Genomic DNA, 26,101 nt, shown 5'->3' with positions numbered 1-26,101 from the left:
CTGGTGAGGCCGCTTACACCAGCGGTTTGGACGGATAATAGGGATGGCGTGCGCTAGGGCTGTAACTCCTCACTGCAAAGGTCAGAGGCTAGTGCTTCGCGGGCAGCAACCAGTTCTTCAGAGGGGGCTTCAACGGTGAAAAGGATGTGTAGGGCGTCGGCGGGCAGCTCGTTTTTGAGGAAGTAGTCGGCTTTGGCCTGGGCGATCGCCTCAGCATTGGCCTGCTCATGGGTCAGCTCAGCAGTGATTTGCTCTAGATCGGCGGCAATGCGATCGCGCTCATCCCCCGCCGCCATCACCCGAAAGGGAATTTGCACCGTTTGCACCGGACCAAGGATCGGCTGATTTTCATAGATCAGCATTTGATAGAGGCTGCCTAACCGCAGCGGCTCGCCGTCGTAGGGAGCGGTTAATAAGCCCGATTCGGTTGCAGCTGGTGCGGCGTTCCAGGGTTGTGCGGCAGCGTTACCCAAGGGCTGCACCTCAATCTGAGCTATGTCTCCCCGCAGCACAAACAACGGCTTTTGGTGCCAGATAGTTTCGCTGTCGCCAGGGTTAACTAGACAAGGCAGTTCGCCCCCCCTCACCGGTCTAGAGCCGCTGATCTGGCCCCGGCGGCGATCGCGCACCTCGCCGCGAAAAAAGTCAAACACTTGTTCAAACGCCAGGGATGGCTCGGGGGCGGGTTGGGCGATCGCCACCGGCAGCCCCAGGTTGCTCGCCATTGCCGCCGTCATCAGCCCGGCCAAGATCCAGTTATTGTTGCTCATGGTTAGCCTCCTTAAAATGCGGTAGTGCGTAACTCCAAACCATTAGCGACGGCAGCAGCCAGGGCAACAGCACCGCTCCGCCAATGTAAAGCTGTAGGCTCAGCCAGCCGTAGCCTGCTGTGGCTGTGCCCAGGGCCGCCCCTAGACTGGCTCGCCCAAACTTGGGGCGATCGCTGAGATACAGAGCCAGGGCCTTGCCCCCCAGGGCTGCGACTAAAATCAGCCACAGGTCGGGGATGGGCACCACCAGTCGGTCGGTCAAAAAGTGGTGGGTCATGTAGGCATGGGCTTCGCCACCGGTCAAATCCACGCGACTGTCGCCCTGTTGCCCAAACCAGTAGCCGAGGGCCGGGGGCATCGGCAGATTGTCGTCGCCATCGGCGGCAACCCCAGCAGCGTAGTAGCCTCCCGCTGCCACAATCACCACCGCATCCTCTAGGCGAACCCCGTCGAGTTGGGGCACCTCACCCTCTGGATTAACCAGCAGCGCGGCAGCAGAAACTGACCTGTAGACCTGCTCTGGGGGAATCGAAAAATCGAGCAAGGGTTGTAACCAGCGCTGCCTAAACCGGTAGGACATATGCGTGATGGGGTGCAATCTGGCCCAGGGGGATGGGGCTAAATCGCCATGCTCTCTCAGGTAGGCCTGCGCCTGGGCTTGGAGTGGAGGGCCAGAGAGGCCGGGCCGGGGGCGGTTGGGACGCGATTGCTGACTCAACTGGTGGGCCAGGGCCAGCTGGTAGCTGAAGGGGGCACGATAGTCGGGCGCATTCCGCAGCGGCAGAATGTGCCACTGGGGCACCCAGGCATCGCCGTGCAGCACTCGGTAGGGGTCAGCCACCTGGGAGTACAGTTCAGCCCAATCACCACCGGGGTTTTGGACAGTGATGAAGACGGGCCAAGCCTGGTTGGCCATGGTTTCGCTCAGGGCCTGGTTGAGGGTGGCATCGTGGTCGGCCTGGGCCAGGTCGAGCAGGTAATCGATGCCAATGACCGGAGCATTGAGTTCGTTCAGACGGGTAATGATGTCGGCCAGCAGAGCGCGATCGATGGGCTTAAAGTCGCTGATGCCCTGCTGCACAAAGGTGGCCTGATCGACCTGCACCAGCACCACGGGCGGGGTCGTACCGGCGACCACCTGGCCAGTGAGGCCGCGATACCGGGCCTGCACCGCCACCCGCTGATCGAGCAGCCACTGCTGGGGCTGGGGCAGCAGGCTGAACAGGGCCAGCGCTCCCAGGGCGATCGCCTCTCGCTGGGTCGGTCGCCATCGCCGCCGCAGCGCTCGCCACCCCATCGGTTGAAGCCGGTAGGGCACCGCCTGGGGATGATAAAACAGCGAGGGCAACAGGTAGGCCGAGGGGTAGGTGAGGTGCTTTGCCAGCTTGAGAAATTCACAGGCTCCTTTCACCGCTTCTTGCACGTTTTCGTAATGGGCCAGGCGCTGCACCAGCTGCACCAAAAAGGCCTGGGCAACGTCGTTATCAATTGGCTCGCGCATAATGACGACCTGACTTAGCCCCAGATTAATTAACCCCTGGGCAATATCCAGGCCGCTGCACGAGTTAAACAGGGCGAACTGCAGCCCCCGCTGCTGGGCCTGTTGCAGGTAAGGCGACAGTTCTTTGACAGAAATAGCGGTTTTGGGCGCAATGGCAATCTGTCCATCCAGCAGCGCCTCCTCGTTACTGTGTCCGGCAAAAAACAGCACATCCCAGCCCTGGGGGTCGGCAATGGTTTGGCAAATGCGCTGCTTCAGGTCGGCGGCATTCTCGCCCGGCTGCCAGCCCAGGTAGTGAATATTTAGCAAGCTCTTTTGGGCGTTGAGGGCGCGGCGCTCGGCGGCAAAATTTAGCCCGGTCTCATCCCCCAGAATGGCGAGCACTCGCGCTTTGCCCCGGCGAAACTGACTGCGATCGCCCGTAGCCGAGCGAATGGTAGCGGGCGATCGCACAATCTGCATCTGGGGGCCAAACTCCCAGGTTTCCCAGGGCAGCCGGGCCAGCTCCAGCGGCGTGCAGGTCAAAAACAGCGCCTGACCGCCCTGATTTTGGGCCGCCTGCCGCAGCTCCTCCCGCAGGTCAAACAGGTCGCCGTGCTTCAGCCAGGTGTGAAACTCCGACAGCAGCCGCGCCTCGGCCTGCACCAGCTGGCTGTGCCAATCGACCTCCACAGCGACCTGGCCCACCGCCCCAGGTCGMYSYSGCAGCGCCTGTTTGTAATAGCCCAGGTAAGTCCGCCGCCAGCTCTCGTACAGCTCTAAAAGCTGCGCCGGAAACCTCAGACTAGCAGTCAGCCGCTGCCCCTGACCCCAGGCCAGCTCGAACAGGCAGCTCTGGTCGATTTTATGCACAGTGAGGCGGTAGGGCATGGGGGGAGGGTGGATGGGTGGGGGAGTGGATGGGTGGGAGGGTGGGAGGGTGGATGGGTGGATGAATGAGGGGAGGGGGGATAAATGAGGTGGAAGGGGAGGGGACGGCTTTCGGTTTAGGAGGGGGATGACGCTAGGGAGAGACTCCGCCTTGGCAGCAGCCATGCCAAGGTCTACACCCGCAGCCATGCCCGCCCACCCGCCTACCCTCCCACCCATCCACCCGCCTACTCCTTACTCGCTCACCCCTCACCGCCTACCCCTCAGGCTGAAACACAAACGGAGGCCAATTCAGGGTGTTACCGTTGGGCAGTTCAACGGTGGCGGTAAAGGCTTCATCCCAGGTGCCGATCGCCTGGGCGTAGAGAAAGCCGCCTTCGTTGCCCTGGGCCAGAGTTTGCTCGGCCAAAACGGTGGCGGCGTCGCGCACAATTAGGCGGGTGCCGGGGGGCAGGTGTTCGCCGGGGGCGGGGCCTAGGAACAAAAACAGCGTCCACTCGGGGGGGTGAGGTTCAACCAGCGTCCAGGTGAGGGCGTAGAGGCGAAAGGGTAGCCCCATGGTCTGTAGGTCGGTGTAGGCTCCGCGCGCGCTGGGGGGAATGGTGACGCCCGTGGGCTGCAATTTCCGCAGAATATCTTCGAGCTGCTCCACGGGTGTTCTCATCGATCGCATGGCATTGGCTGTGGCTAGTGGCGGCATCAGCGTCCAGGCCAGGCTGTCGGCAACGGCGTCGAGCTGGTTGCGCAGCCAGCGACCGACATTGATGGGGGCGCGGGTTGGGTCGGGCTGGGGAAGGGTTTGGGGAAGGGCGATCGCCGCTGCTGGAGCGGTCTCTGAGCCACCGATCTGGGCCGGGTTGAGGCAGGTGAGGTAGAGCAGCAGATCCTCTGGCGTGGTGTCGAAGCAGTGGATGGGGATGCGGTAGGTGCCGTCGGTTTGGGGCACCAGGCCCAGGGTGTGTTGCTGGGCGAGCAGGCGATCGCGCCGCAGCCCGGCCAAAATGGTCACCTGGTCTACCTCTTCCTGCACCTCGGCCAATATATAGAGGTGGGCAAACCCCGCTGGGTCGTTCACCGTGGCGGCGGGGATAGCCACCTCATCGTCGCTGAGGCTGCCCTGGGCCACCAGGCAGAGGCGGTAGTTGCCCACTCGCCCGTTAACGCCAGGGGTGGGGGGCTGATGGGTGTCGTAGTAGAGGGCTAAATTGAGGGCACCGGCCTCTAGCCAATGCTGCAACCCTCGCAGCGCCATAGCGCGCAAAAATGTCGGCCATGGCTGTGCCCCATCCGACACCTGTTGGCCCATCTGCACCGCCCAGTTCACCGCCTCTCTCGACAGCGTGACGGTGGTAGCCCGCTGGGGCGTAAACTCAAAATCGACTGGGTCGGGGGAAGGGTTCATAGCGTTTAGGGTAGCGGGTGAATAGAAGGTAGGAAAAGCCATGGTCTTACTCTGAATCGGGCATGAATTGGTGAATGGTGGCGCAGAGCTGTTGGGCAAACAGGCTGGTGGGGCCAGAGCGGTGGGGGCTTTGGGCGGCGGCGGCGTCTTCGGCTATCAGGCTGTCGATGTGCTCGGCCAAAATTGCCTCCAGGGTTTGATCGAGCTGGTGTAGCTGTTCGGGGGAGCTGTAGTCAACGGCCTCCTGCCGCACCTGGTCGTACAGGGTGGGAATCAGCCGATGGCGCACGTCGGCGCGCAGCCGCTGGAGGTCGAGCAGCCGTCGGGCTCGGGCAAAGTTGCCCAGACCCAGCTCTGAGGCCAGAGCGCCAATGGTTTGGCCCAGACAGTAGAAGCGGTGCAACCCCTGGACGTAAACGCTGTCTTCTGGGGTTTTCTTTTGGCTAAGACGGTGAATATTGGCGGCAATCACCTGGGCGATCGCTCCGTCTAGCCCCTGCTGAACCGCCTGCCGAAACGCCGCCAAAAACTCCTCCTGCTCGTCGAGCACCGGGGTGGCATCGGGCACTTGCTCCCAGTCGGGGGCTTCGGGCTGATGGGGGCCGCCGGTTCGCACAGAGATGCGATACTGGCGCAGCAGGCTGGCCAGATCGCGCAGCTGCCTGAGGGTCGTGTTGGGAGCTAACCCAGGGGCCATTTCTTTGAGCTGTTTGTCAGTAGGGGTCGGGCAGCGGCGGGGGCCACTGTTCTGGCGCTGGGCTAGGCGATCGCGGCAGTACACCCGCTGATATTGCTCCAGCAGCGCTACCGCCACCGTCACTTCGTACTCGCTGCACAGGTGGAAGGTGCGCAAAATCTTTTTCGCCTGCTCCAGGCTGGTGTCGTTGAGAATCGCCCAATCGCTGACCCGGTAAAGCCCTTTTTGTAGCAATAGCTGGTCTAGCTCGGGGTGGTTGCAGGTCAGCCGACTGCTCCAGGTGCTCAGGGCGGCCTTGTCAGGGTCGTAGCTCTCCAAAATTTGCTGGGTAAAGGGGCGATGGGGAGAGGGCGATCGCCCGTCGTCGTCCAGCACGACTGCCAGCAGCTCGGCGGTGGTGAAGCCATAGTGGTGGCCAAATTTTTGCGCCAGACGGTGGCAGGCATCGCGGATTTGGTGGCTGACAAAGCAGCGCAAACTGAGCAACGCCAGGTCGGCCTGGGCTGTTTTCGAACGCCAGCGATCGAGCAGCGCCTTCTGCAGATTGCTTGCTTGGGCCTCGGTGTCGCTGAGCGAGTCGGCAAAGGCCTGCTGAAGCCAATCCTGCACGTGGGACAGCAAATGTGCCTGACACTCACCTGCACTGGTGATGCGAAGAAGTTGCCAGTATCGAAATATCGTCATGATTTTGCAGCTAAGTTGCGACTGGAGCAAAGGAATAGGTGAGGGCAAAGCCAAAGAGTGATACTGCTGTTGAAAGGATAAAAATATTTTTGAAAAGGCGCTGATTGATGCCTTTTAGGCGATCGCTTCAGCTACGGGTGATATGGCAAAACTCCTGGTGGCAGCAGCTAATGCATGGCAGCGATTAACCAAAATTCCGTTGACGACACCAGACTATAGGGCTGGGCCGAGTGAACTTATTCAGTTTTCGGCAAAGACAAGGTCAGGTTTGCGTACCCGTTGGGTGCGGCAGTCAATCTACAGTTCTAGAGTCCATCAATCCAGCGGCGGGACCGTGGCCATAGCGGTGGGTCAACCCCAAACCTGGTCGCGCCAACGTTTTGCATCACTGAATAAGTTTCAAGGTTGCAGCTATAGAACCTTGCAGAGAGACCCCAACGCCTCTTTGCCCCACCGTAGAGGACTTTCCCATGACTCCCACATCCGCCGCGTTTTGCCTCTCGACGGCTGCAGAGGGTGGCCCTGGCTGGGCTGTGCGGTCTGGCAGCGGTTCTGTCGTCGCTGACCGCCGGTTCCCAAAACATAGAGGGAGTCCTGGCCCCAGCAAGCTGCGCTGCGCCAGCAGCATCGACTGGCCTGCTAATGTACTCCCGCTCTACCGTAGTGGGCACTGCCCACCAGCCCAACTGAGCGTTGACAGTCACCCGGCCTGCCCCCTCTTCGCCATTCAGGAACTATTCCCATGCCTAACCTCAAGCGACGACGGTTTTTGCAGGTCGCTGGGTCGGCCCTAGCCGCCGTAGGCCTTAACCAAATGAATGTGCGGCGACAGGGCGATCGCTATGCCCTAGCCCTGGCCCAACCCATCCCTCGCAAACTAGCCCTGCTGGTGGGTGTCAATCAGTACCCCGCTGGAGTCACTCCCCTGCGAGGCTGTCTCACTGACGTGCGAATGCAAAAGGAGCTGCTGGTGCATCGCTTTGGCTTTGACCCCGCCAACATTCTCACCCTAGAAAACCAGGCCGCCACCCGTCAGAATTTGCTCGACGCCTTTGAGACGCACCTGATCGATCAGGCTCAGCCGGGGGATGTGGTGGTGTTTCACTTCTCAGGTCACGGTTCCTTAGTGCGTGACCCTGATCCCATACCCACAGCATTGGAAGGCTATAACGGCAGCCTGCTGCCCTACGACGCCCGGCTAAACCTGGGGGGCAACCAGGTCAATGACATCATGGGCAAAACCCTGTTTTTGCTGATGGCCAACCTTAAAACCGATCAGGTGACGGTCATGCTCGACAGCTGCCACTCCGGCGGCGGCACCCGAGGCGATCTAATTCTGCGGGCCGTTGAGTCGCGGGTGGCGCTGGGCGATGCAGAACCCAGCCCGTTAGAACTGGCCGAACAGGAACGCTGGCGGTTGCGGCTGGGCTGGTCATCGGCTGAGCTAAAGACTCAGCGCAGCCGAGGCATTGCCAAGGGAGTAGCGCTGGGGTCGGCCCAGGCTAATCAACTGGCGGCAGATGCCTCCTTTGGCGAGGGGAATGGGCAGTTTTACGCCGGGGCGTTTACCTACGCGCTGACTCGCTACCTGTGGCAGCAGCCCGGCAGCCCGCCCCTCGATCGCGTGTTTGTCGACCTGGCCCGCAGTACGCGAGATGTGGCTAATAGCGCCCGCATTGTGCAGTCGCCTATCTACGAGGTAGCGCCGGGCCGCAACTTTGGTCAAGAGCCGCTCTTTTTTAGCTCGCCCCAAACCCCGGCGGCAGAGGCTGTGGTGGTGGGTGCTGGGGCTGGCGAGGTCAAATTCTGGCTGGGGGGCGTATCGTCCCAAAGTTTGGCGGCGTTTGAGAGCGGAGCTGTTTTCTCGGTTGTAGATAGCGATGGCCATGAGATCGGCCAGGTCGCGCAAACCCGGCGGGTAGGGCTAGAGGGTTACGGCACTCTAGTTAGAGGCACTGGAAGTCAGATTAAAATGGGGCAACTGCTGCGGGAGCGAGTGCGGGGAATACCGACTGACCTGACCCTGCGAGTAGGTCTAGATACTTCCCTGGGCGCTGATTTGGGGGAGGCGCCATCGCAGCTTTCTCGCCTGAATCGCGTTCAGCCCGTTGCGGTAGACAGCGACCAAAGCCCCCACTACCTGCTGGGTCGCATGACCGAGCAGGGGCTTGAAATTGCCGCTGCTGAAGCCGTGCGCAATGTGGGCGAACTGGGCAGCATTGGCCTGTTTACGCCGGGGCTGGTGGCCCTACGGGCCAGCTTTGGTGAACCGGGAGAATCTATGGCCGATGCTGTGCAGCGGCTCAACCCCACGCTCAAGCTGCTGTTGGCCGGACAGGTGCTGCGATCGCTGCTCAACGGCGACACTTCCAACCTCAACGTCGATGTCGCTGTACAGCCGGTGAATGGCCCTGTTATTGCCAGTCGCAGCGCCAGCAGTCGAGGGGGCAACAGCGGCGAGATAGCCCAACGGCTCGATGGCTCTGGTCAAGCGCTGCGATCGGGCAGCGAAATTGTGGTGACGGTGACCAATGGTGAATTTCGCAGCCTCTACGTAGCCGTGCTGGCCATCGGCAGTTCGGGAAGTATGTCAGTGCTGCACCCCACCGATTGGGATGCTCCCGAAAGCGAATCGCTGTTGGAGCCGGGGCAGCAGTTAGACATTCCCCGGCAGGGGCCAGGGCGCGACCCAAACCGCAACTACTGTAGCGACCCCAGCCGGGCCTTTCACCTGTGCCTGAGCAGCTCTGGCTACGCCGAAATTTTGACCCTGGTGAGCACCAGCCCCCTGCGCGATGCCCTGCGCAGTCTTCAGCAAATTGCCGCTGCTAACAACACCCGCAGCGGCGACCCCATCGGCCTGCAAAACGATGACCCCGTCAATGTGGTCGAAACCCTGTTGGGCGATATTGACCGCACCACCCGTAGCTCGGTAAGCCTGCGCGGCGACGTGCACGGGGTAGACACCACCCAGCTCGCGGCCCTATCTACCCTAATTCGAGTGGTCGAAAACTGAGCACTCGGCAGGAGCAATTCGCGTAGCGTAAAGCCTTTGGCATCCAGAAACGGGAACCGACTTAGCAAGAGATCTCCGCCGAAATCGCCAGCTGGTCAACGTTGAATCGGTTTAGTCGTTCCAGACATACGTAATGGTAGATGAGTTCAACCCCATTCCTATGACCAGTTCCCGCTTTGCGATCGCCTACCTGACCCAGAGCCGCCCCGTAATTTTGATGCAGGCGTTCCCGACAGTACAGACCATCGAACCGCGCTATCAGCTTTCCTGGCTGCGATCTGTGCCTGCCCTGCTCGAAACCGGCAAAGCCCAGAGTGCCCTGGGCCACCTCTACTGTCAACTGGGCGAATGGGATCGTGCTGCCGGGGCCTATCTGCGATCGCTCAATGCCTTTAGCCATGCCGAAGACGCCGTTGCCCTGGGCCGCACCCTCACCCACCTCAGCGTGGTGTTTGCCCAGCGCCAGCAGTACCGCTGGGCCTACGACTACGCCGCCCAGGCCGTGCAACACCTGCACAATACCGCAGACAACGCGGGTTATGCCGCCGCCCTGCACACCCTAGGCATGGGCCACTACTACCGTCGCCGCTACCGACTGGCCCTCAAAACTCTCGAAAAAGCCCTCGCCCTGCGCCACGAACTGGGCGATGAGCTGGGCGAAGCCATTACCCTGGGCTGCATGGGGCGAGTCTATGCAGCCCGAGGCGAGCACTGGTGCGCGCTCTCCTGTTATGAGGCGGCCCTCGACGGCTATCGCCAGCACCAGACCCTGCTTGAGGGAAATGGCTACGAAATCATGATTCGCAGGCGCATTGCCAGGCTGGCCAACTGTGCAGGGCACACCGATTTAGCGATCGCCCATTTTGAGGCCGCTCTGTTGCTGTGCCAAAAGTGCGATCGCGCCCTGGCCGCCGAGATTTTAATCGATCTCGCTAACCTGCACGAAGGCTTACAGCAAAACAAAGTTGCCCTGCGCTATCACCAGCAGGCGCGGCAATTACAGCAGGCTGCCAAGCCCAAAGCCAGCGCAAACAATGTCCCCGCTCCAATTGCCCTACAGCCCACAGAAGAAGGCTATTACTGATTTGCATCTCCCATGGATGCTGCCCACTGTCTCCCCAGATTTTATTGGCCTAGCCCCAGCTTTTATCCGCATCCCTGTAGGGACATAGCATGCTATGTCCCTGCTTTTTAAATGAGTTGAACTCATCGTTGTGTAAGCTGGTTAGCCCGCTAGCAGAACTAACAGAGTTTAGTCAAGCGCTAGGTTTCACTTCGTTTTACCCAACCTACTTCTTCTAGGTTATAGATCTCGTAGGGTGGGCACTGCCCACCATCCCACAACGGGTAAAACCAACCCATTCTACGCCCAGCCGAGGCCAGCTAGGACAGCTTTCAAAATCGCACCCAAAATTTCTGCTAACTCCCATCCCAAGAGTGAATAAGCTCACTTCCCCAAGACATAGGTAAAAACAGGAAGGCAATCAAACTTACCTTCCTCATTCGGAAAAAACCAACTTTCTCAAAAGGAGAAACTTCCATGTCTGACATGATTAAGCCCAACGACATCATTGCTGAAGCTGAAGAGGCTGCCAACCTGGCCATTACCGAGCTTTCCGCAGGCGAACTCGACGATTGTAGCGGGGGTGCTAGCGGTCTGGGCGATATCAGCAGCCTGTTCAAAGGGGCGAGCAGCTTCTTCGAACAGTCGGGTGTCACGATGGATCAGGTGAGCTTTGCTGGCCCTAACGGTGCTGGCAGCATGAGCTCTCTCACCGGCTTCAACACCGCCTCCGGTAACTCCGATGTGATTAGCTTCGGGCTGTAGACAGGCTCAGGATCAATGCCGCGAGTGACCTTAGGGGGGTGACCTTTTAAGGTCCTCGTTCAACCATCAGATAGGGCTCCATGCAGAGGTATGGCTCCACCATATCTCTGCATGTTTCCTCCCCAAAAGATAGGTCAGATTGACTCAGTAATTTATTTAGGCAAAGGATGCTTTGTCATGGAAGAACAAAATTTAGATCTCGCTCCGGTGGAGCTAAGCTCGGCGGAATTGGACGATATTTCTGGTGGCCTGGATATTTTTATTTCGGGCGCAATGTTTGAGCAGAACGATAGTCTTTTGGGCCAGTCTGGGAGCTGTGGTTGCCCTGGATCTAAGCTGGCTCAAACCTCCAATACATCCTCCGGCAGCTTTCAGTTTGCCGGGTTGGGTTTTGAATCGGTAGATCAAATTTTTGCGGTCTTCGCCGGACTCTCGCGATTGTTCGGGCGATAGCAATTTTTCAACGATTAGCAACTCAAGGATTTCGCTATGACGACGCCCCTACTGCGAGAATTTAACCAGGCGGATGTGGATTGGCTAGGGCAAACCGGCACGCTGCGATCGCTCCAGGCGGGCGATCGCCTCCACACCCCGCCCCAGCCTCTTGACCATCTGTGGATTGTGGTCAGCGGTCAGCTTTCAGTTGTGTTAGAAGCACAGCCCGTTAACGAGGGCGATAAAGCTATCGCCACAGAAATTCTGCGGTTATCCAGCGGGGAGCTGACTGGCGCAATACCTGCCGTAACGACACACCTCTCCCGATCCACCCTGTTTGCCCTCACCGATGCGATTGTTCTGGCGCTTCCCCTAGCTGCTCTCACTCAAAAGCTAGCCGACGATGCCAACTTCGCTGCCCCGTTCTACCGGGTGGTGGCTCTGTCTATGCGGCACCAGCTCACCCAGTGGGCGATGCAAATGGGCTACAGCGTCGCCCTGCTCGGCCAGCTTCAGCTTAAAGAAGCAGCGACGGTGTTTGCTGAACTGGCCGATAGCGATCTGGACTGGATGATGGCAGTGAGGCAGGTCGAATCGGTCAAACCCGGCACGCCTCTGCTGCGCTGCGGCTACCCAGTCGATGCCCTGCACCTGCTTCTAGAAGGGGCTGTGGGCCTGAACGCTGAAGAACAACCGCCTAACCTGGTGGTGGCAGCCCTCAGGCCAGAACTAGAGAGAGCTGAGACCGAGTTTGCCCGCCTGTCGCGGGGCGACTTAATTGGTGAAACCCTGCTGCTCGACTCGGCTCCGGCGTCGGTGGGGGCGATCGCCCTGCGGGAGTCTACTCTGCTGACCATTCCCCGCTGGCGGCTGCTGGCCAAGCTGCTCTACGATCGCCCCTTTGCCGCCCGCCTCTACCGACTGCTAGCGCTGCTGCTGGCCAGCAAACAGCAGCTCATGCTGGAAAAACTGGGCGTTTTGGCCCCCAACACCGATCTTGATGGTCAGCTGCTGGAGCGGGTAGCCCTGGCTGAGGCCCGGTTTGAGTGGCTGGTGCAGCGTTTGCAGACCCAGGCTCAGTTTTAGATTTTGGATTTTGGATTTGCGCCTGTGGTTAGGGGCCTGCACTAGCGGTTCTACCAATTTATTGATGTGCCTGGTGGGCGTTGCCCACCCTACGCCCTCCGTTCCTCATTTTTCACCCTTCCTCCTTCTGCCTTTTTCCCGGAGTTTGACCATGGTAACGGCAAAGCATAGCAACCTATTTCGCCCCCAGGCGCTAGAGCGCAGCGCCTCTCCCGAACAGCTCGACCAGCTGGTGCAGGTGGTCAGCCCCAAGCGCTGGCTGGCGCTGACGGCCCTGGGTTTGTTGGTCAGCGCCGGGGCCGCCTGGAGCGTACTGGGCCAAATTCCCCTAACTGTTACTGGGCAGGGGGTGCTGGTTTACCCCAGCGATGTGGTGACGGCGCAGTCGCCCGGTGCCGGCCCCTTACGATCCATTGAGGTGAAGCCGGGAGACTGGGTGAAGGCGGGCGACATTCTGGCAGTGCTCGATCAGTCTGAGCTAGAGACCCAGCTGCGGCTGGCCCAGGAGAAGCTGACCCAGCTCCAAATTCAAGACCAGACGGCCCAGCGGCTGAACAGCGAACGCAGCGGGCTAGACCAGGGGGCGATCGCCCAGCAGCGGCGGGCACTGGAGCAAGATCTGCGATCGCAGCAGTCCCTCACCCCCACCCTGCAATCCCGCGCCGAAGCATCGCTACGCCAGGAGCGCCAAACCCTCCAGCAGCGGCTCGCCACCCTGCAAGCCCGCCTGCCCATCTATCAAACCCGCTGGGAAAACTGGCAGCGCCTGGCCGACGAGGGCGCAATGTCCCAAGAAGAGGTGCTAAGCGTGCAGCTCGAATATCAGGAACTGCAAAACGAAGTCAACGACGTTGAAACCCAGCTCGAAACCCTGGATCTGCGCGATACCGAAGCCCAGCGCGACTACCTCGACAACCTCAGCCGTATCGCCGACCTCCAAGCTCAACTTCAAGATCTCGACGCCCGCGCCGCCGCCCAGCGTGAGCAAGACAGCACCACCACCGCCCAGCGCCAAAAAGAAATCAAAGATACCGAGGCCACCATCGCCCAGCTCACCGAGCAGCTCAGCCGCAACCAAACCATCACCAGCGACCACGACGGCCAGGTGGTTGAAGTCATGGCCCAGCCCGGCCAGCGCCTCGACCCCGGCATGCCCGTGGCCATGATCGCCGCCCAAGACAGCAACACCCCCCTCACCAGCGTGGCCTTTCTGCCCGTCAGCGAGGGCAAAAAAATCAGCGTCGGCATGGCCCTCCAGGCCACCCCTACCACCGTCAAACGCGAAGAATACGGCGGCATCCTCGGCACCGTCGATCAGGTCTCCAGCTTTCCCGTCACCCAGGCCGGAGCCGCCCGCCTGGTCGGCCATCCCGACATCCTTCCCGGCGTTATGGGCCAGGGGCCGCACATCGCCGTCTTTGCCACCCTGCAACCCGACTACAGCCCCAACAACCCCAGCCAGTTGCGCTGGTCAGCCTCCCCCCAAGGCCCCGACCAGCCCATGACCCCCGGCATGACCACCACCGTGCGCATCACCGTCGAAAAGCGCCGCCCGATCTCCTACGTGCTGCCCATTCTTAAGCAGTGGGCGGGGTTTGGGGATGAGGCGGTGAAGGGGGTGGATGGGTAGGGGGTGGATGGGTGGATGGGTATTGGTTTTGAATGCTATCCCCTCATATCCCCATTCATCCCCTACCTACACTGCCCGCTCATCCACCCATCCACCCTCCCACTCATCCACCCTCCCACTCTCCCACCCATCCACTCTCCCACCCATCCACCCTCCCACCCATCCACTCCCATGCAACACCTCATTGCCAAACTCAAAGACCGCCTCCGCCGCCCCGACCTGCGGCGCACGCCCACCCTGCTGCAAATGGAAGCGGTGGAATGCGGTGCTGCCTCCCTCGGCATGATCCTGGGCTACCACGGACGGATTGTCTCTCTGGCGGATTTGCGCCAGGCCTGCGGCGTTTCGCGCGATGGCAGCAAGGCGTCGAATGTGCTGAATGCGGCGCAGCTGTATCGCCTCAACGGCAAGGGTTTTAAGGTTTCCTTAGAAGCGGTGCAGCAGCTAGAGCGGCCCTACATCGTGTTTTGGAATTTTAACCACTTCTTAGTAGTGGAAGGGTTTCACCGCCAGAAGGTGTACCTGAATGACCCGGCCACCGGCCCGCGCACGGTTTCCCTTGACGAATTTAGCGAGGGGTTTACTGGGGTGGTGCTGACCTTTGCCCCCGATGCCGAGTTTGAAAGAGGTGGGCAAAGGCGGGATTTGGTGCGATCGCTGCGCCTGCGCCTGCGCGGCTCTGTGCGCGCCCTGGCCTTTTGCCTGCTGGCGGGGCTGCTGCTGGTGCTGCCGGGGTTGGCCATGCCCGCCTTTTCTCAGGTGTTTGTCGATCAGGTGCTGATTCAGGGCCGCAGTAGCTGGCTACGACCGCTGCTGCTGGGGATGCTGGTCACCTCGGTGCTAACCGGACTGCTGACGCGGTTACAGCTGCAAATTTTGCGGCGGCTGCGGATCAAGCTGGCTATGGGCATGTCGAGCGGTTTTTTGTGGCACATTCTGCACCTGCCGGTGAGTTTCTACGACCAGCGCTTTGCCGGGGAGATCAGCAACCGCATCAAGCTCAACGATCGCCTGGCCAGCCTGCTCTCGGGCGAGCTGGCCACCACCGCCATTTCCTGCGTCATGGTGGTCTTTTACGGCCTGGTGATGTGGCAGTACGACTGGGTGCTGACCCTGATCGGCATTGGCTCAGTAGCGGTAAATTTGATTGCCCTGCGCTGGGTGGCCCGCCAGCGATCGGACACGAATATGCGCCTGATGCAGGAGCAGGGCAAGGTCAGCGGGGTTGCGATCGCCGGTCTGCAAAGCATCGAAACCCTCAAAGCCTCGGGTCTAGAGTCCGACTTCTTCAACCGCTGGGCCGGGTACTACGCCAAATCGCTCAACGCCCGCCAGGAGATGGACCGCCTCAACCAGCGCCTCGGCATGCTCCCCGCCTTTCTCTCTGGCCTCAGCGCCATGCTGCTGCTCACCATCGGCGGCTTTCGCGTCATCGACGGTGCCCTCAGCATCGGTATGCTCGTCGCCTTCCAGTCCCTCATCCAGCAGTTTATGCAGCCCGTCAACCAGCTGCTCAAGCTCGCAGGCGACTTCCAAGAACTTGGCGGCACCCTCGATCGCCTCGACGACGTGCTCCAGAATCCCGTCGATCCGCTGCTGCCCGACGGGGAGTGGGCGAGTGGGCGAGTGGGCGAGTGGGCAGGTGGGCGAAACACAGAGCCGCAAGAAACTGTCGATCAAGAACCCAATCCTTCTACCCTAACAACTGCCACCGCTCACCCATCCACCCGCCTACCCGCCCACCCGCCTACCCGCCTACCCGCCTACCCACCTACCCCTCCCCTCTCTCCCAAACTCCACGGCTTCCTCGACCTCCACCACCTCACCTTCGGCTACAACCGCACCGCGCCGCCGCTAATCGACAACCTCAGCCTCTCCCTCAGGCCGGGGCAGCGGGTAGCCCTAGTCGGCGGCAGCGGCAGCGGCAAATCCACCGTCGCCAAGCTGGTGTGCGGCCTCTACCAGCCCTGGTCGGGCGACATCTGCTTCGACGGCCAGCCCCGCCACCAGATTCCGCGCCCCGTTCTGACGAACTCCTTAGCCATGGTCGAGCAAGACATTCTGCTGTTTGCGGGCACCGTGCGCGACAACCTCACCCTGTGGGATACCACCATCCCCGACGCCAACCTGATCCAAGCCTGCCGCGATGCCGCCATTCACGACACCATTCTCTCGATGCCCGGCGGCTACAGCGCCGAACTGCTCGAAGGGGCCGCTAACCTCAGCGGCGGCCAGCGCCAGCGCCTCGAAATCGCCCGCGCCCTGGTCAACAACCCCGCCATCCTGGTCATGGACGAGGCCACCAGCGCCCTCGACACCGAAACCGAACGCACCATCGACTACAACCTGCGCCTGCGCGGCTGCACCTGCCTGATCGTCGCCCACCGCCTCAGCACCATCCGCGACTGCGACGAAATCATCGTCATGCACCACGGCAAAGTCGTCCAGCGCGGCAGCCACGACGACCTGCGCGACCAGGAAGGGCCGTATTTGCAGCTGATTCGCAGCGAAGAAGGGTGAGGAAGTTTTGAGTTCAAAATTCAAAATTGAGAATTCAAAATTTTGTACTTTGCATTTTGCATTTCTCCTCTTCCACCCTCCTACCCATCCACTCATCCACCCTCCCACCCATCCACCCATCCACCCATGCTTACCACCCACCACCCCCTCCCCTTCCCCCCCCACGCCCTCCGCAGCAACGAACCATTCTTCCTCGACGACCCCAAGACCTGCTGGCGGGTTGAAGCGGGTACGCTGGCGCTGTTTGCAGTCAGTGTGCAGGCGCTGACCAGTCGGCGGCGCTATCTGTTTAGCGTCAAGCCGGGGGCGATGCTGTTTCCGGTGGCGTTGCTGGAGCAAGAGACCCCCTGCCAGCTGATGGCGATGCCGCTGGAATCGGTGAGTTTGAGACCGATCGCCCTGACGGCATTGGCAGACGAGTTGGCCAATAGCCAGACGGCGGCAACCAATCTGGAAGCCCTAGAAAACTGGGTGCATCGGCTAGGGGCGGCGCTGTCAGACACCGTATCGGCCCGGTTGGCGACACCGATTGAGACCAGCGGACTGCTGTCGCCGGGAGAGGTGTATCAGCCATCCCAAGGACGGATCACCTGGGTGCGGCTGCTGGCTGGGGAGGGGCAACTGCTGGGGCTGGAGCATCTGACGCTGACTCCGGCGGTTGGCCCCATACCCCTCAGTAGCCACCTGTGGTTGCAGGCGACGGCGATGGTGGAGCTAGAAATCTGGCAGCCCCAGGGGCGGGCGGAGCCAGTTTTAGCTGGCCTGGGCCACCTGCAAACCTTGGTGCTTAGGGGCATTCAGCACCTCGAAGCGCAGCAGCAGGTACAGGAATATCAGCGGTTTGAAGCTCGCGCGCGGCTAAACACCCAAGCCGTGAGCCAAACGCTAACACAGCTGGCGGGGGTATTTGAGCCCGCCGCTGCTGTTCAAGACTCCCAGGGACAGCAGCCCAGCGAGGATGCTCTGCTAGTTGCGGCTGGGGCGGTGGGACGTGCTTTGGGAATTGCCATTCAGCCCCCAGCTCAGTCGGAGGACTTGCGGCGGGTGAGGGATCCACTGGAGGCGATCGCCCGCGCGTCCCAAATTCGCACTCGCCAGGTGGCCCTGCGCGATGACTGGTGGCGGCGCGACGGTGGCCCCCTGCTGGCCTACGCCCGTGAGGATGGCCGTCCGCTGGCGCTGCTGCCGGTGGGGGCGACCCGCTACGAGGTGGTTGACCCGCAGCGAGGCACGCGGGTACCGTGCAGTCGAGCCGTTGCCGAGGGAATTTTACCCACGGCTCACACCTTCTACCGACCGCTGCCCTACCAACTCAAGCCCGTGCAGCTGCTTCAGTTTGCATTGCAAGGGCACCGTCAGGAATTGCTGGTGGTGGCGATCGCCAGCATTGCCGCTACCCTGCTGGGCATGGTGACGCCCCAGGCCACGGGCATTCTCATCGACCAGGCCATCCCCAACGCCGACCAAACCCTGCTGTTACAGATTGCCTTTGCCCTGCTGGCCACCACCTTTGGGGCCACCCTGTTTCAGCTCACCCAGGGCATTGCCCTGATGCGAATCGAGTCCTTTGCCGACAGCAGCACCCAGGCCGCCGTGTGGGATCGGCTGCTGAAGCTGAAAACCTCCTTCTTTCGCGGCTATTCCATTGGCGATTTGAGCGCGCGGGTGTCGTCGATTAGCCAGATTCGCCAGCGGTTGGGCAATACCCTGCTCAAGAGCCTGTTTTCGAGCCTGTTCTCGCTGCTGAATCTGGGGCTGCTGTTTTACTACAGCGTGCCCCTGGCGCTGATTGCCGCTGGGGTTGCCCTACTTAACATGGCCGTCACCGTAGTCTCTGGGGTGCTGACGCTGAAGAAAATTCGCCCCCTCCACGACCAGCAGGGCAAGCTCTTCGGCATGATGGTGCAGATGATCAACGGCGTGGCCAAGTTCAGGGTAGCTGGGGCCGAGACCCGCGCCTTTGCCTACTGGGGGCGTCAGTATGGTCAAGAACTGCGGCTCACCCTGGCTTCAGAAGGTATCGAAGACAATTTGACGGTGATCAACAACCTGCTGGCGGCCCTCACCCCGGCGGTGCTGTTCGCCTTCGCTACCGGCATGATCCAGCAGTCGCAGGCGGGGGATGGGAGCTTTTCGACCGGCACGTTTCTGGCCTTTAATGCGGCCTTTGGCACGTTTATTGGTGGGGCTACTAGCCTCAGCAGCACCGTGATTGACGTGCTGGATGTGCTGCCCATCTGGCAGCGGGCCGAACCCATTCTCGCCGCCCAGCCGGAGGTTGACCCCTCTAAGGCCGACCCTGGGCGGATCTCAGGCCAGGTGACGGTGAGCAACGTGGGCTTTCGCTACCGCTCCGATGGGGATCTTATTCTCGACGGCGTCACCCTCGCCATTGAACCGGGGGAATTTGTTGCCCTGGTCGGCCCCTCGGGCAGCGGCAAATCGACGCTGTTTCGCCTGCTGCTGGGGTTTGATGCGCCAGAGGTGGGCACGGTTTATTTTGACGGGCAGGATATGGCGGGGCTAGACCTCAACGCTCTGCGGCGACAGTTTGGCGTGGTGCTGCAAACCAGCCGCTTGATGTCGGCCTCAATTTTTGAAAATATCGCCAGCAGCGCCCGCATCACGATGGAAGAAGCCTGGGAGGCGGCCTCGATGGCGGGTCTGGCCGACGACATTCTCTCGATGCCGATGGGGATGCACACAGTGGTGAGCGAGGGGGGCACCAACCTTTCGGGTGGGCAGCGGCAGCGACTGCTGATTGCCCGCGCCCTGGCCCTGCGTCCCCGCATTTTGCTGTTTGATGAAGCTACGAGTGCTTTGGACAACCGCACTCAGGCAATCGTCAGCGAAAGCCTGGAGCGGCTGCGGGTGACGCGCATTGTGGTGGCTCACCGCCTCAGCACCATTCGCAATGCCGATCGCATCTACGTGCTCGAAAAAGGTCGCCTAGTTCAGCAGGGCAGCTTTGATCAACTGGCCACCGCAGAGGGGTTGTTTAGCCAGTTGGTCAAGCGCCAGCAGGTGTAGGTGGGTGATAGTGCTCTACGGTGGTATTCGCTTACCATGCCCACTTACAATGAGAGCAGCGCGAGACATGAGCACTCCCCGTCTGGCACCATGACAACCCTTGTTCCTGTCAGCAAACCGATTAGCCAACTACACCTTGCTCCGGGCAGTAAGGTTACCATTCCAGATGTAAGTTGGGCAGAGTTTGAGGCTATTTTGCAAGAATTAGGTGAGCGGCGAGCGGCTCGAATTGCTTACAGCTTAAACGTTCTAGAAATTGCAGTGCCGCTGCCTGAACATGAAGTACCGACGGATTTAATCTCAGACATTGTCAAGCTGCTCTTGCGGATGACGGGCAGACGCTATCAGCCTTTTGGCTCTACTACATTTAAGCAGCCAGGGGTGGCCGGGGTAGAGCCTGATGCCTGCTTCTACATCCACAACTATGAACGCATGATTGGCCGACGCAAGCTACAGCCAGGCGATCCGCCGCCCGATTTAGCTATCGAAACCGATGTTACGTCGCTGACCACAATAACGGCCTATCGCGCGATCGCAGTCCCCGAAGTTTGGATCTACGCCGACGGCAAGTTAACCCTTTACCTGCTCCAGGCCGGAGACTACGTTGCCTCAGACACCAGCCCGCTGTTTCCTCACTTTCCCATCGCTGGCTGGGTCGAGCAGGCTGTGAGTCGCGCTTGGACGGTGGGGAGTTTACAGGCTCTAGAAGAATTGGAAGCCAGCGTTACCCAGTTTCAGGAGAAAAGCTCTACTCCCTGAGTAGTTGAGATTAGCCTTAGAGCGTATGGCCCAGCGGAGCTTTTACTAGCGGGCTTCAGCGTCCCTGAGTGGTGCCGCGTCAGATTCAGAGAAGGTAACGTCTTCGTATAGGTCGGCAATCGCCCCTTCCCAGCCCACGCTAGCGAGCGAAATGCGATCGCCTTCGCTAAAGGGATGCAGCACCCATAACCCTTCGGTATTGCGGCGAAACACCTCCACCTGTTGCCGAGTTTGGGAAACTAGCACGTACTCTTGCAGACTCTCCAGGTGGCGGTAGTCGGTGAATTTATCCCCTCGGTCAAGGGCTTCGGTGCTGTCTGAGAGCACTTCAACAATCAGGCAGGGATAGCCCTTAAAGGTGCTGGAAGGGAGATCGTGATCGTCGCAGGTGACCATTACATCTGGATAGTAGTAGCAATTAAGCACTTCAATGCGGGCTTTCATATCCAGCGCATAGGCTCGACAGCCCTGGTCTCGTAAATGCCCCCGCAGCAGTGCCCAAAAATTGAGCGCAATGGTGACATGGGCATCGGTGCCCCCAGCCATGGCATAAACCTCGCCATCGCGGTACTCGTGCTTGGTGGGGCTGGTGGCTTCTGCGGCTAGGTAGTCTTCTGGGGAGACATAGCTAAAGGCTGAAGCAGCAACCATAGTCATCCTCTGAACGCAACGCGGTAGCTCAATCCTAACGGCTCATACGGTCAGCGCAAACCGGAGAGGCAGTCTTTGTAGGGTTGCGCAGGCAGCGTGGCACAAAAGTGAATAAGTTCACTTTGGCCAGACCTATATGCTCTAGCTACTTTCAGGATTTAACCTATGCGCCGTACATATTTGTTTGGTCTATTGGCTTCTTCCTGGCTGCTAGCTACGATCGCGCCCATCCTACCCGCAGCAGCCCAAACTCCCATTTCCCTGGCAGAACAGCCCGCCTCAGTAGAATCGATCGCTATGGTCGACCAGCTAATGGCCGAGGGCTATCAGCAGCTCTACACCAGTCAGCTCCAGGGCGCGATCGCATCATTTCAGCTCACCCTAGTGCAGTGTCAGCAGAGCCACAACCGCTCAGGGGCCGCCGCGGCCCTGTTAGGATTGTCAGAATCATATCTCTGGTCGTGGCAGTTTGATGACCAGCTAGAGGCGGCCCAGCAGGCTCTAGAAATTTACCAGGCCCTAGCCGATCGCGCTGGCGAAGCCGCCGCCCTCCACGCCATTGGAGATGCCCAGCTCAATCTGGGTCAGTACGATGAGGGCGTTGCCAGCCTGCGACAGGCGCTGACGCTGCGCCAGGCGGTGCAAGACCAGTCGGGGGAAGGCTGGACGCTGGGCCTGATTGGCATTGGTCAAACCAAGCAGGGCGATGCAGCCCAGGGTTTGGCCACTATGCAACAGGCGATCGCCATTCTCAATGCCCCGGTCGAACCCGCTCTAGAGCAGCGCCAGCAGTACCGACGCAGCGTAATTTTGGCCTGGCTGGGGTACGCCCAGGGGCAGCAGGGCGACTACGCAACGGCGGTGGCCTCGTTGCAGCAGGCTCTGGAGCTGGCTCGTACATTGGGCAACCGCTCCCTCGAAAGCCTGGCGCTGAAGTTTTTGGGCGATCTGCAAAAAGAGCAGGGCGATTTTACTGAGGCGATCGCCAACTATGAAGCGGCCATTGCCGCCGTGCAGGCCCTCAACATTTCTGCGGCGGTGGCCGACGGCTACACCCGCATCGGCAATCTGCACTACGATCAGGAAAATTACGATGAGGCGCGAGTGGCCTATCAGCAGGCGCTCGAGCTTTACATTAGCCTGGGCGATCGCAGTGCCCAAGCCTGGCGACTGTCTGATATTGGCCATACCCACAAGCGGCAAGAACAGTACCACCCGGCCCTTGCGGCTCACCAGCAGGCTCTGGCTCTGTTCCAGGCCGAGGACAATGCTGTCGGTGAGCTTGGACTGCTCAACACAATTGGCTATACCTACGAAACCTTGCGGGACTACGAACAGGCCAGATCATACTTTCAGCGGCAGATTGATCGCGCTCAGCAGGTCAACAACGTTACTCAAGAAGCCTATGGTTTTTGGGGTGTGGGTTCTACCTACCTCGGCCAGGCCCAGCGCCTCTACGCCGATGAAGCCTACGCAGAGTCGGTCGCTACTGCCCGGCAGGCGATCGCGCCCTACCAACAGGCGCTCGAGCGGGCCAAGGCCGCAGGGTTGAGTCTGGAACAGGATGGAGCCCTAGTTACCTCTGCCCACATTGTTTACTCCACCCAAGGTCTGGCCTTTGGCCAACTGCGCCAGTTTCCTGAGGCGATCGCGGCCCATCGGCAATCTCTTGAAATTTTAGACACCTACCGCGATCGCATATCCAAGGCCAAATACCTGGATGAGCGCTTAGATGCTCTGCGCCAACTTGGAGTCGCTTACTCCAATAATGGTCAGTATGCTGAGGCCATTACGGCTTTTCAAGGCGCTGGGCAACTTGCGGAACAGCTCAATGACCCCGTTCGGCAAATATCGGCGTTGAGCCTGGAGTCGAGCAACCACGCCTACCTGGGCGACTATGCCCAAGCCCTAGCCGTGGCTCAGCGCATTATGGCGATCGCCACCGAAAAGCTGCCAGACGATGCCTCCGCTAGGTTGAAGGCCCTCACCAAACTGGGGCAGGCTTTCCATAACCTGAGTCAGTACCCGGCGGTGCTAGACCATTACCAGCAGGCACTGCCGATCGCGCAATCCATCGGCAACATTGATACCGAAATTTCTTTGCTCAACAACATTGCCACCGTCTATTCAGATCAGGGCAACTATCGGCAAGCGTTAGAGACACAGCAGCAGGCGATCGCCCGTCAGCAGGAGGCGATCGATGCTTTGGAAACCAACAGTGACGAGAGCTTCGATCGATTTTGCAGCGGCTACGCCAAGGATGTAGGTGCCGTCATTCGGCAGCAGTGCCTAGGTACCTACCGCTATGGCATGGCTGTGGGTTTGAACAATCAAGTTTCCTACTATCAATCCCTGGGGCGCTACCCAGAGGCGATCGCGGCTTACAATCAGGCGCTAGCCATTGCCCGGGATTACAAAAATCTTGAGCTAGAGACCTCTTTGCTGCTCAACATCGGCGGCGTGTACGACGAACTGGGTAACTACGTCGAGGCCATAGCCGCCTACGAAGGTGCCCTAGCCATTGCTCTGACCACCGGCAGCCGCCCAAATCAAGGCATTGCCCTCAACAACCTGGGCCGTACCTATAGCGAAAAAGGCGACTATCCCAGTGCCCTGGAGGTGTATCAACGCAGTCTTCAACTGGCTCAGGCCATTGACAGCCCATCTTCCGTGTCCACAGTTTTGGGCAATCTCGGTGCGGTTTACAGTGCCCAAGGCCGGGTCGCCGAGGCCCGTGATGTCTATGAACAAGCCCTGGCGATCAACCAGGAATTAGGGCTGGACCTGACAACCAGCCTCAACAATTTGGCTGTCTTGGACTCCGATCAAGGGCTCAGTGCGGAGGGTTTAGAAAAACTAGAGCAGGCCCTAGCGATCGCTCAATCATCGGGCGATCGCCTCTCAGAAGCCACCGTTTTAGGAAATATGGCTGACATCTACTCAGGCCAGGGCAACTACAGCCGATCGCTTGAGCTGAGGCAGCAGTCAATCGCTATCTATCGAGAAATAGGGGCGCGCTCGAGCGAAATCAGCGGCCTGATTGGTCTGGGGCGTGTGTATCATTCCCTGGGCCAAGACGACAAAGCTCGCGAGTTTCACCAGCAGGCGCTCGACCTCAGCCGAGCGGTGGGCCAGCGCTCGAACGAAGCTTTGGCTTTGGGAAACCTGGCCAGAACCTATCTCAGTCAAGGCCAGCTTTCCCAAGCTCAGTCGCTCTACGAGCAGGGCCTAGCTCTCGCCCGTGACATTGGCGAGGTCAACACCGAGGCGGCGTTTTTAGATGCTTTGGGCCGCACCTACGATCGCCAGGGGCAGAGCGATCGCGCGATCGCCACCTATCAGCAAGCCCTAGTGCTGGCGCGTCAGACGGGCTTTCGGCTGGCCGAATCTAGCGCTCTGCGCGGCCTGGGCGTTGTCTACGGCAAGCAGGGCCAACAGGATGAAGCGTTAGCAGCGTTTCAGCAGGCAATTACACTCCAGCGCCAGATCAACGAACCGGCGATCGAGGCGCAGACCTTGGCCAGTTTGGGGGAGCTTTTGGCCGCCCAAAACCAGCCCGAAATGGCGATCGCATTCTACAAACAGTCGGTCAACATCACCGAGGGCATTCGTGCCAACTTGGGCACCCTGCCCGCCGACCTGCAACAGTCGTACACCGACAGCGTGGCCGACACCTACCGCACCCTGGCCGACCTGTTGCTGCTGCAAAACCGCGTGCTCGAGGCCCAGCGGGTGCTCGACCTGCTGCGGGTGCAGGAGCTAGACGACTACCTGCACAACGTGCGCAGCACCGAGCAAACCGCCACAGGAGTAGACCTGTGGGAACCCGAGCAGCGCATTCTCGACCTATACAACCAAACCGTTGCCGAAGGGGCAGAGCTGGCTGCCCTGGAGGCGAAAGACTCCCTAACCCCCGCCGAAACCCAGCGGCGCGACGAGCTGCTGGCCCGCCAGGATGAGCTGCGCAGCGTCTTTCAAGACTTTCGCGATCGCGACGATGTGCGGGCGGCGATCGCTCAGCTCCGCACCAGCACCGACGGCCAAAATATCGAGCTGAGCCACTTTAACCAGCTGCAAAACAGCCTGGACAGCCTCGACACCAACGCCGTGCTGCTCTACCCGCTGATCTTGCCCGATCGCCTGGAGCTGGTGCTGATCACCCCCTACGGTGCCCCCATTCGGCGGCCTGTACCCGTCGAAGCTGCCGCGCTAAACCGCGCCATTGTCGAGCTGGGCCAGGCGCTCAAAGACCCGCGTCTCGATGCCCAGGCCTCCGCTCAGCAGCTCTACCAGTGGCTGGTCGCGCCCATTGCAGACGACCTGGCGGCGGTCAAGGCCGAAACCATCATTTATGCCCCCGATGGCGCGCTGCGCTACATTCCGCTGGCGGCGCTGCACGATGGCGAGGGGTGGCTGGCCGAGCGCTTTGCCGTCAGCCACATCACCGCCGCCTCGCTGATCGATTTTACGGCTCGCCCCACCTACCAACCCGGCAACCTGGAACTGCTGGCTGCCGCCTGTGTGCAGTGCAGCTTTGAGAATATCAACGGCTACCGCTTTGCCGACCTGCCCAATGCTGGGGTCGAGGTCGAAACCCTGGCGGCGCAAATTCCCAATACCGAGCTGCGGTTGAACGAGGCCTTTAGCGCGGGCGATCTGCGTTCTCTCATGGGCCGGTTTCCCATTGTGCATTTGGCTACCCACGCCAAGTTTTTGCAGGGCCAGGGCCGCGAATCGTTCATTGTCACGGGCGATGGCGGCTCAGTCTCCCTACGCGACATGCAGGCCTGGAATTTCGATGCCGACCTGGTGGTGCTGAGCGCCTGCGAAACCGCCGTGGGTGAAGCTCAACTGGGCAGCGGGGTCGAGATTTTGGGCTTTGGCTACCAGATGCAGACCGCTGGAGCCAAGGCGGCGATCGCCTCCCTCTGGCAGGTCAGCGACGGCGGCACCCAGGTGCTGATGAATGCCTTCTACGCTGGCTTGCAGGCGGGCTACACCAAAGCCGCCGCCCTACAGCTCGCCCAGCAAGCGCTAATCGACGGCGATTTTACGGTTGAAGGGACGGGCGATCGCGCTGATATTACCCTCGTTACCGCCCAGAGCGGCCTGCCCAGAGCCGTCACCGAAAACCTCAGCCATCCCTACTACTGGGCTCCCTTCATTCTCATCGGCAATGGGCTGTAGCCCCGGCGCACCCCTGACGGGTTGAATAACTTGGC

At 60.4% G+C, this 26,101-nt stretch carries 15 protein-coding genes; 10 read left to right on the top strand and 5 right to left on the bottom strand.

Annotated elements, in window-relative coordinates; all coding sequences use genetic code 11:
- Positions 1–53: 53 nt before the first annotated feature.
- The 4 genes from IQ265_RS14105 to IQ265_RS14090 all read right to left on the bottom strand — a co-directional run bounded on the left by IQ265_RS14105 (position 54) and on the right by IQ265_RS14090 (position 5,924).
- Positions 54–770 (bottom strand): hypothetical protein, encoded by a 717-nt coding sequence (locus IQ265_RS14105; RefSeq protein WP_194054654.1) that lies wholly within the window; start codon positions 768–770, stop codon positions 54–56.
- Positions 757–3,141 carry a CHASE2 domain-containing protein gene (locus tag IQ265_RS14100; protein ID WP_194054652.1) on the bottom strand — a complete coding sequence of 795 codons (2,385 nt, stop codon included), beginning with the start codon at positions 3,139–3,141 and terminating at the stop codon, positions 757–759. Before IQ265_RS14100 ends, IQ265_RS14105 begins: the two co-directional genes overlap by 14 nt.
- Positions 3,142–3,397: 256 nt before the next feature.
- Positions 3,398–4,585 (bottom strand): DUF1822 family protein, encoded by a 1,188-nt coding sequence (locus IQ265_RS14095; protein WP_228037886.1) that lies wholly within the window; start codon positions 4,583–4,585, stop codon positions 3,398–3,400.
- A gap of 4 nt (positions 4,586–4,589) precedes the next feature.
- Entirely contained in the window at positions 4,590–5,924 is a 1,335-nt protein-coding gene (locus tag IQ265_RS14090) for a hypothetical protein (protein WP_228037885.1), read from the bottom strand.
- 742 nt (positions 5,925–6,666) lie between these two features.
- On the opposite strand from IQ265_RS14090, the gene IQ265_RS14085 reads away from it, so the two are divergent.
- The 9 genes from IQ265_RS14085 to IQ265_RS14045 all read left to right on the top strand — a co-directional run bounded on the left by IQ265_RS14085 (position 6,667) and on the right by IQ265_RS14045 (position 20,228).
- Positions 6,667–8,940: a caspase family protein gene (locus IQ265_RS14085; RefSeq protein ID WP_194054650.1), complete on the top strand. Its 2,274-nt coding sequence runs from the start codon at positions 6,667–6,669 to the stop codon at positions 8,938–8,940.
- Positions 8,941–9,100: 160 nt separating this feature from the next.
- Complete coding sequence (locus tag IQ265_RS14080) at positions 9,101–10,024, top strand: tetratricopeptide repeat protein (protein ID WP_194054648.1); 924 nt, start codon at positions 9,101–9,103, stop codon at positions 10,022–10,024.
- Between the two features lie 456 nt (positions 10,025–10,480).
- Positions 10,481–10,768, top strand: a complete 288-nt coding sequence (locus IQ265_RS14075) for a hypothetical protein (RefSeq protein WP_194054646.1) — start codon at positions 10,481–10,483, stop codon at positions 10,766–10,768.
- A 177-nt stretch (positions 10,769–10,945) separates the two neighbouring features.
- Positions 10,946–11,221, top strand: a complete 276-nt coding sequence (locus IQ265_RS14070; protein ID WP_194054644.1) for a hypothetical protein — start codon at positions 10,946–10,948, stop codon at positions 11,219–11,221.
- Positions 11,222–11,257: 36 nt separating this feature from the next.
- Complete coding sequence (locus IQ265_RS14065) at positions 11,258–12,289, top strand: cyclic nucleotide-binding domain-containing protein (protein WP_194054642.1); 1,032 nt, start codon at positions 11,258–11,260, stop codon at positions 12,287–12,289.
- 151 nt (positions 12,290–12,440) lie between these two features.
- A complete protein-coding gene (locus IQ265_RS14060) occupies positions 12,441–13,919 on the top strand; it encodes an NHLP bacteriocin system secretion protein (RefSeq protein WP_194054640.1) in 1,479 nt (492 codons plus the stop codon).
- Positions 13,920–14,090: 171 nt separating this feature from the next.
- Positions 14,091–16,439 (top strand): NHLP family bacteriocin export ABC transporter peptidase/permease/ATPase subunit, encoded by a 2,349-nt coding sequence (locus IQ265_RS14055; RefSeq protein WP_194054638.1) that lies wholly within the window; start codon positions 14,091–14,093, stop codon positions 16,437–16,439.
- 126 nt (positions 16,440–16,565) lie between these two features.
- Entirely contained in the window at positions 16,566–19,469 is a 2,904-nt protein-coding gene (locus IQ265_RS14050; RefSeq protein WP_194054636.1) for an NHLP bacteriocin export ABC transporter permease/ATPase subunit, read from the top strand.
- Positions 19,470–19,559: 90 nt separating this feature from the next.
- Positions 19,560–20,228: a Uma2 family endonuclease gene (locus tag IQ265_RS14045; protein WP_194054634.1), complete on the top strand. Its 669-nt coding sequence runs from the start codon at positions 19,560–19,562 to the stop codon at positions 20,226–20,228.
- 45 nt (positions 20,229–20,273) lie between these two features.
- Here IQ265_RS14045 and IQ265_RS14040 read toward each other — a convergent pair whose 3' ends face one another.
- Entirely contained in the window at positions 20,274–20,879 is a 606-nt protein-coding gene (locus IQ265_RS14040; RefSeq protein WP_194054633.1) for a Uma2 family endonuclease, read from the bottom strand.
- Between the two features lie 165 nt (positions 20,880–21,044).
- On the opposite strand from IQ265_RS14040, the gene IQ265_RS14035 reads away from it, so the two are divergent.
- The gene (locus IQ265_RS14035) at positions 21,045–26,066 is read left to right on the top strand and encodes a tetratricopeptide repeat protein (protein ID WP_194054631.1); all 5,022 of its coding nucleotides are present in this window, start codon (positions 21,045–21,047) and stop codon (positions 26,064–26,066) included.
- Positions 26,067–26,101: the final 35 nt, after the last annotated feature.

The sequence above is a fragment of the Nodosilinea sp. LEGE 06152 genome, from assembly GCF_015207525.1.
In the GTDB taxonomy this organism is placed as follows: domain Bacteria; phylum Cyanobacteriota; class Cyanobacteriia; order Phormidesmidales; family Phormidesmidaceae; genus Nodosilinea.
This window is presented reverse-complemented; position numbering and strand designations above follow the sequence as displayed.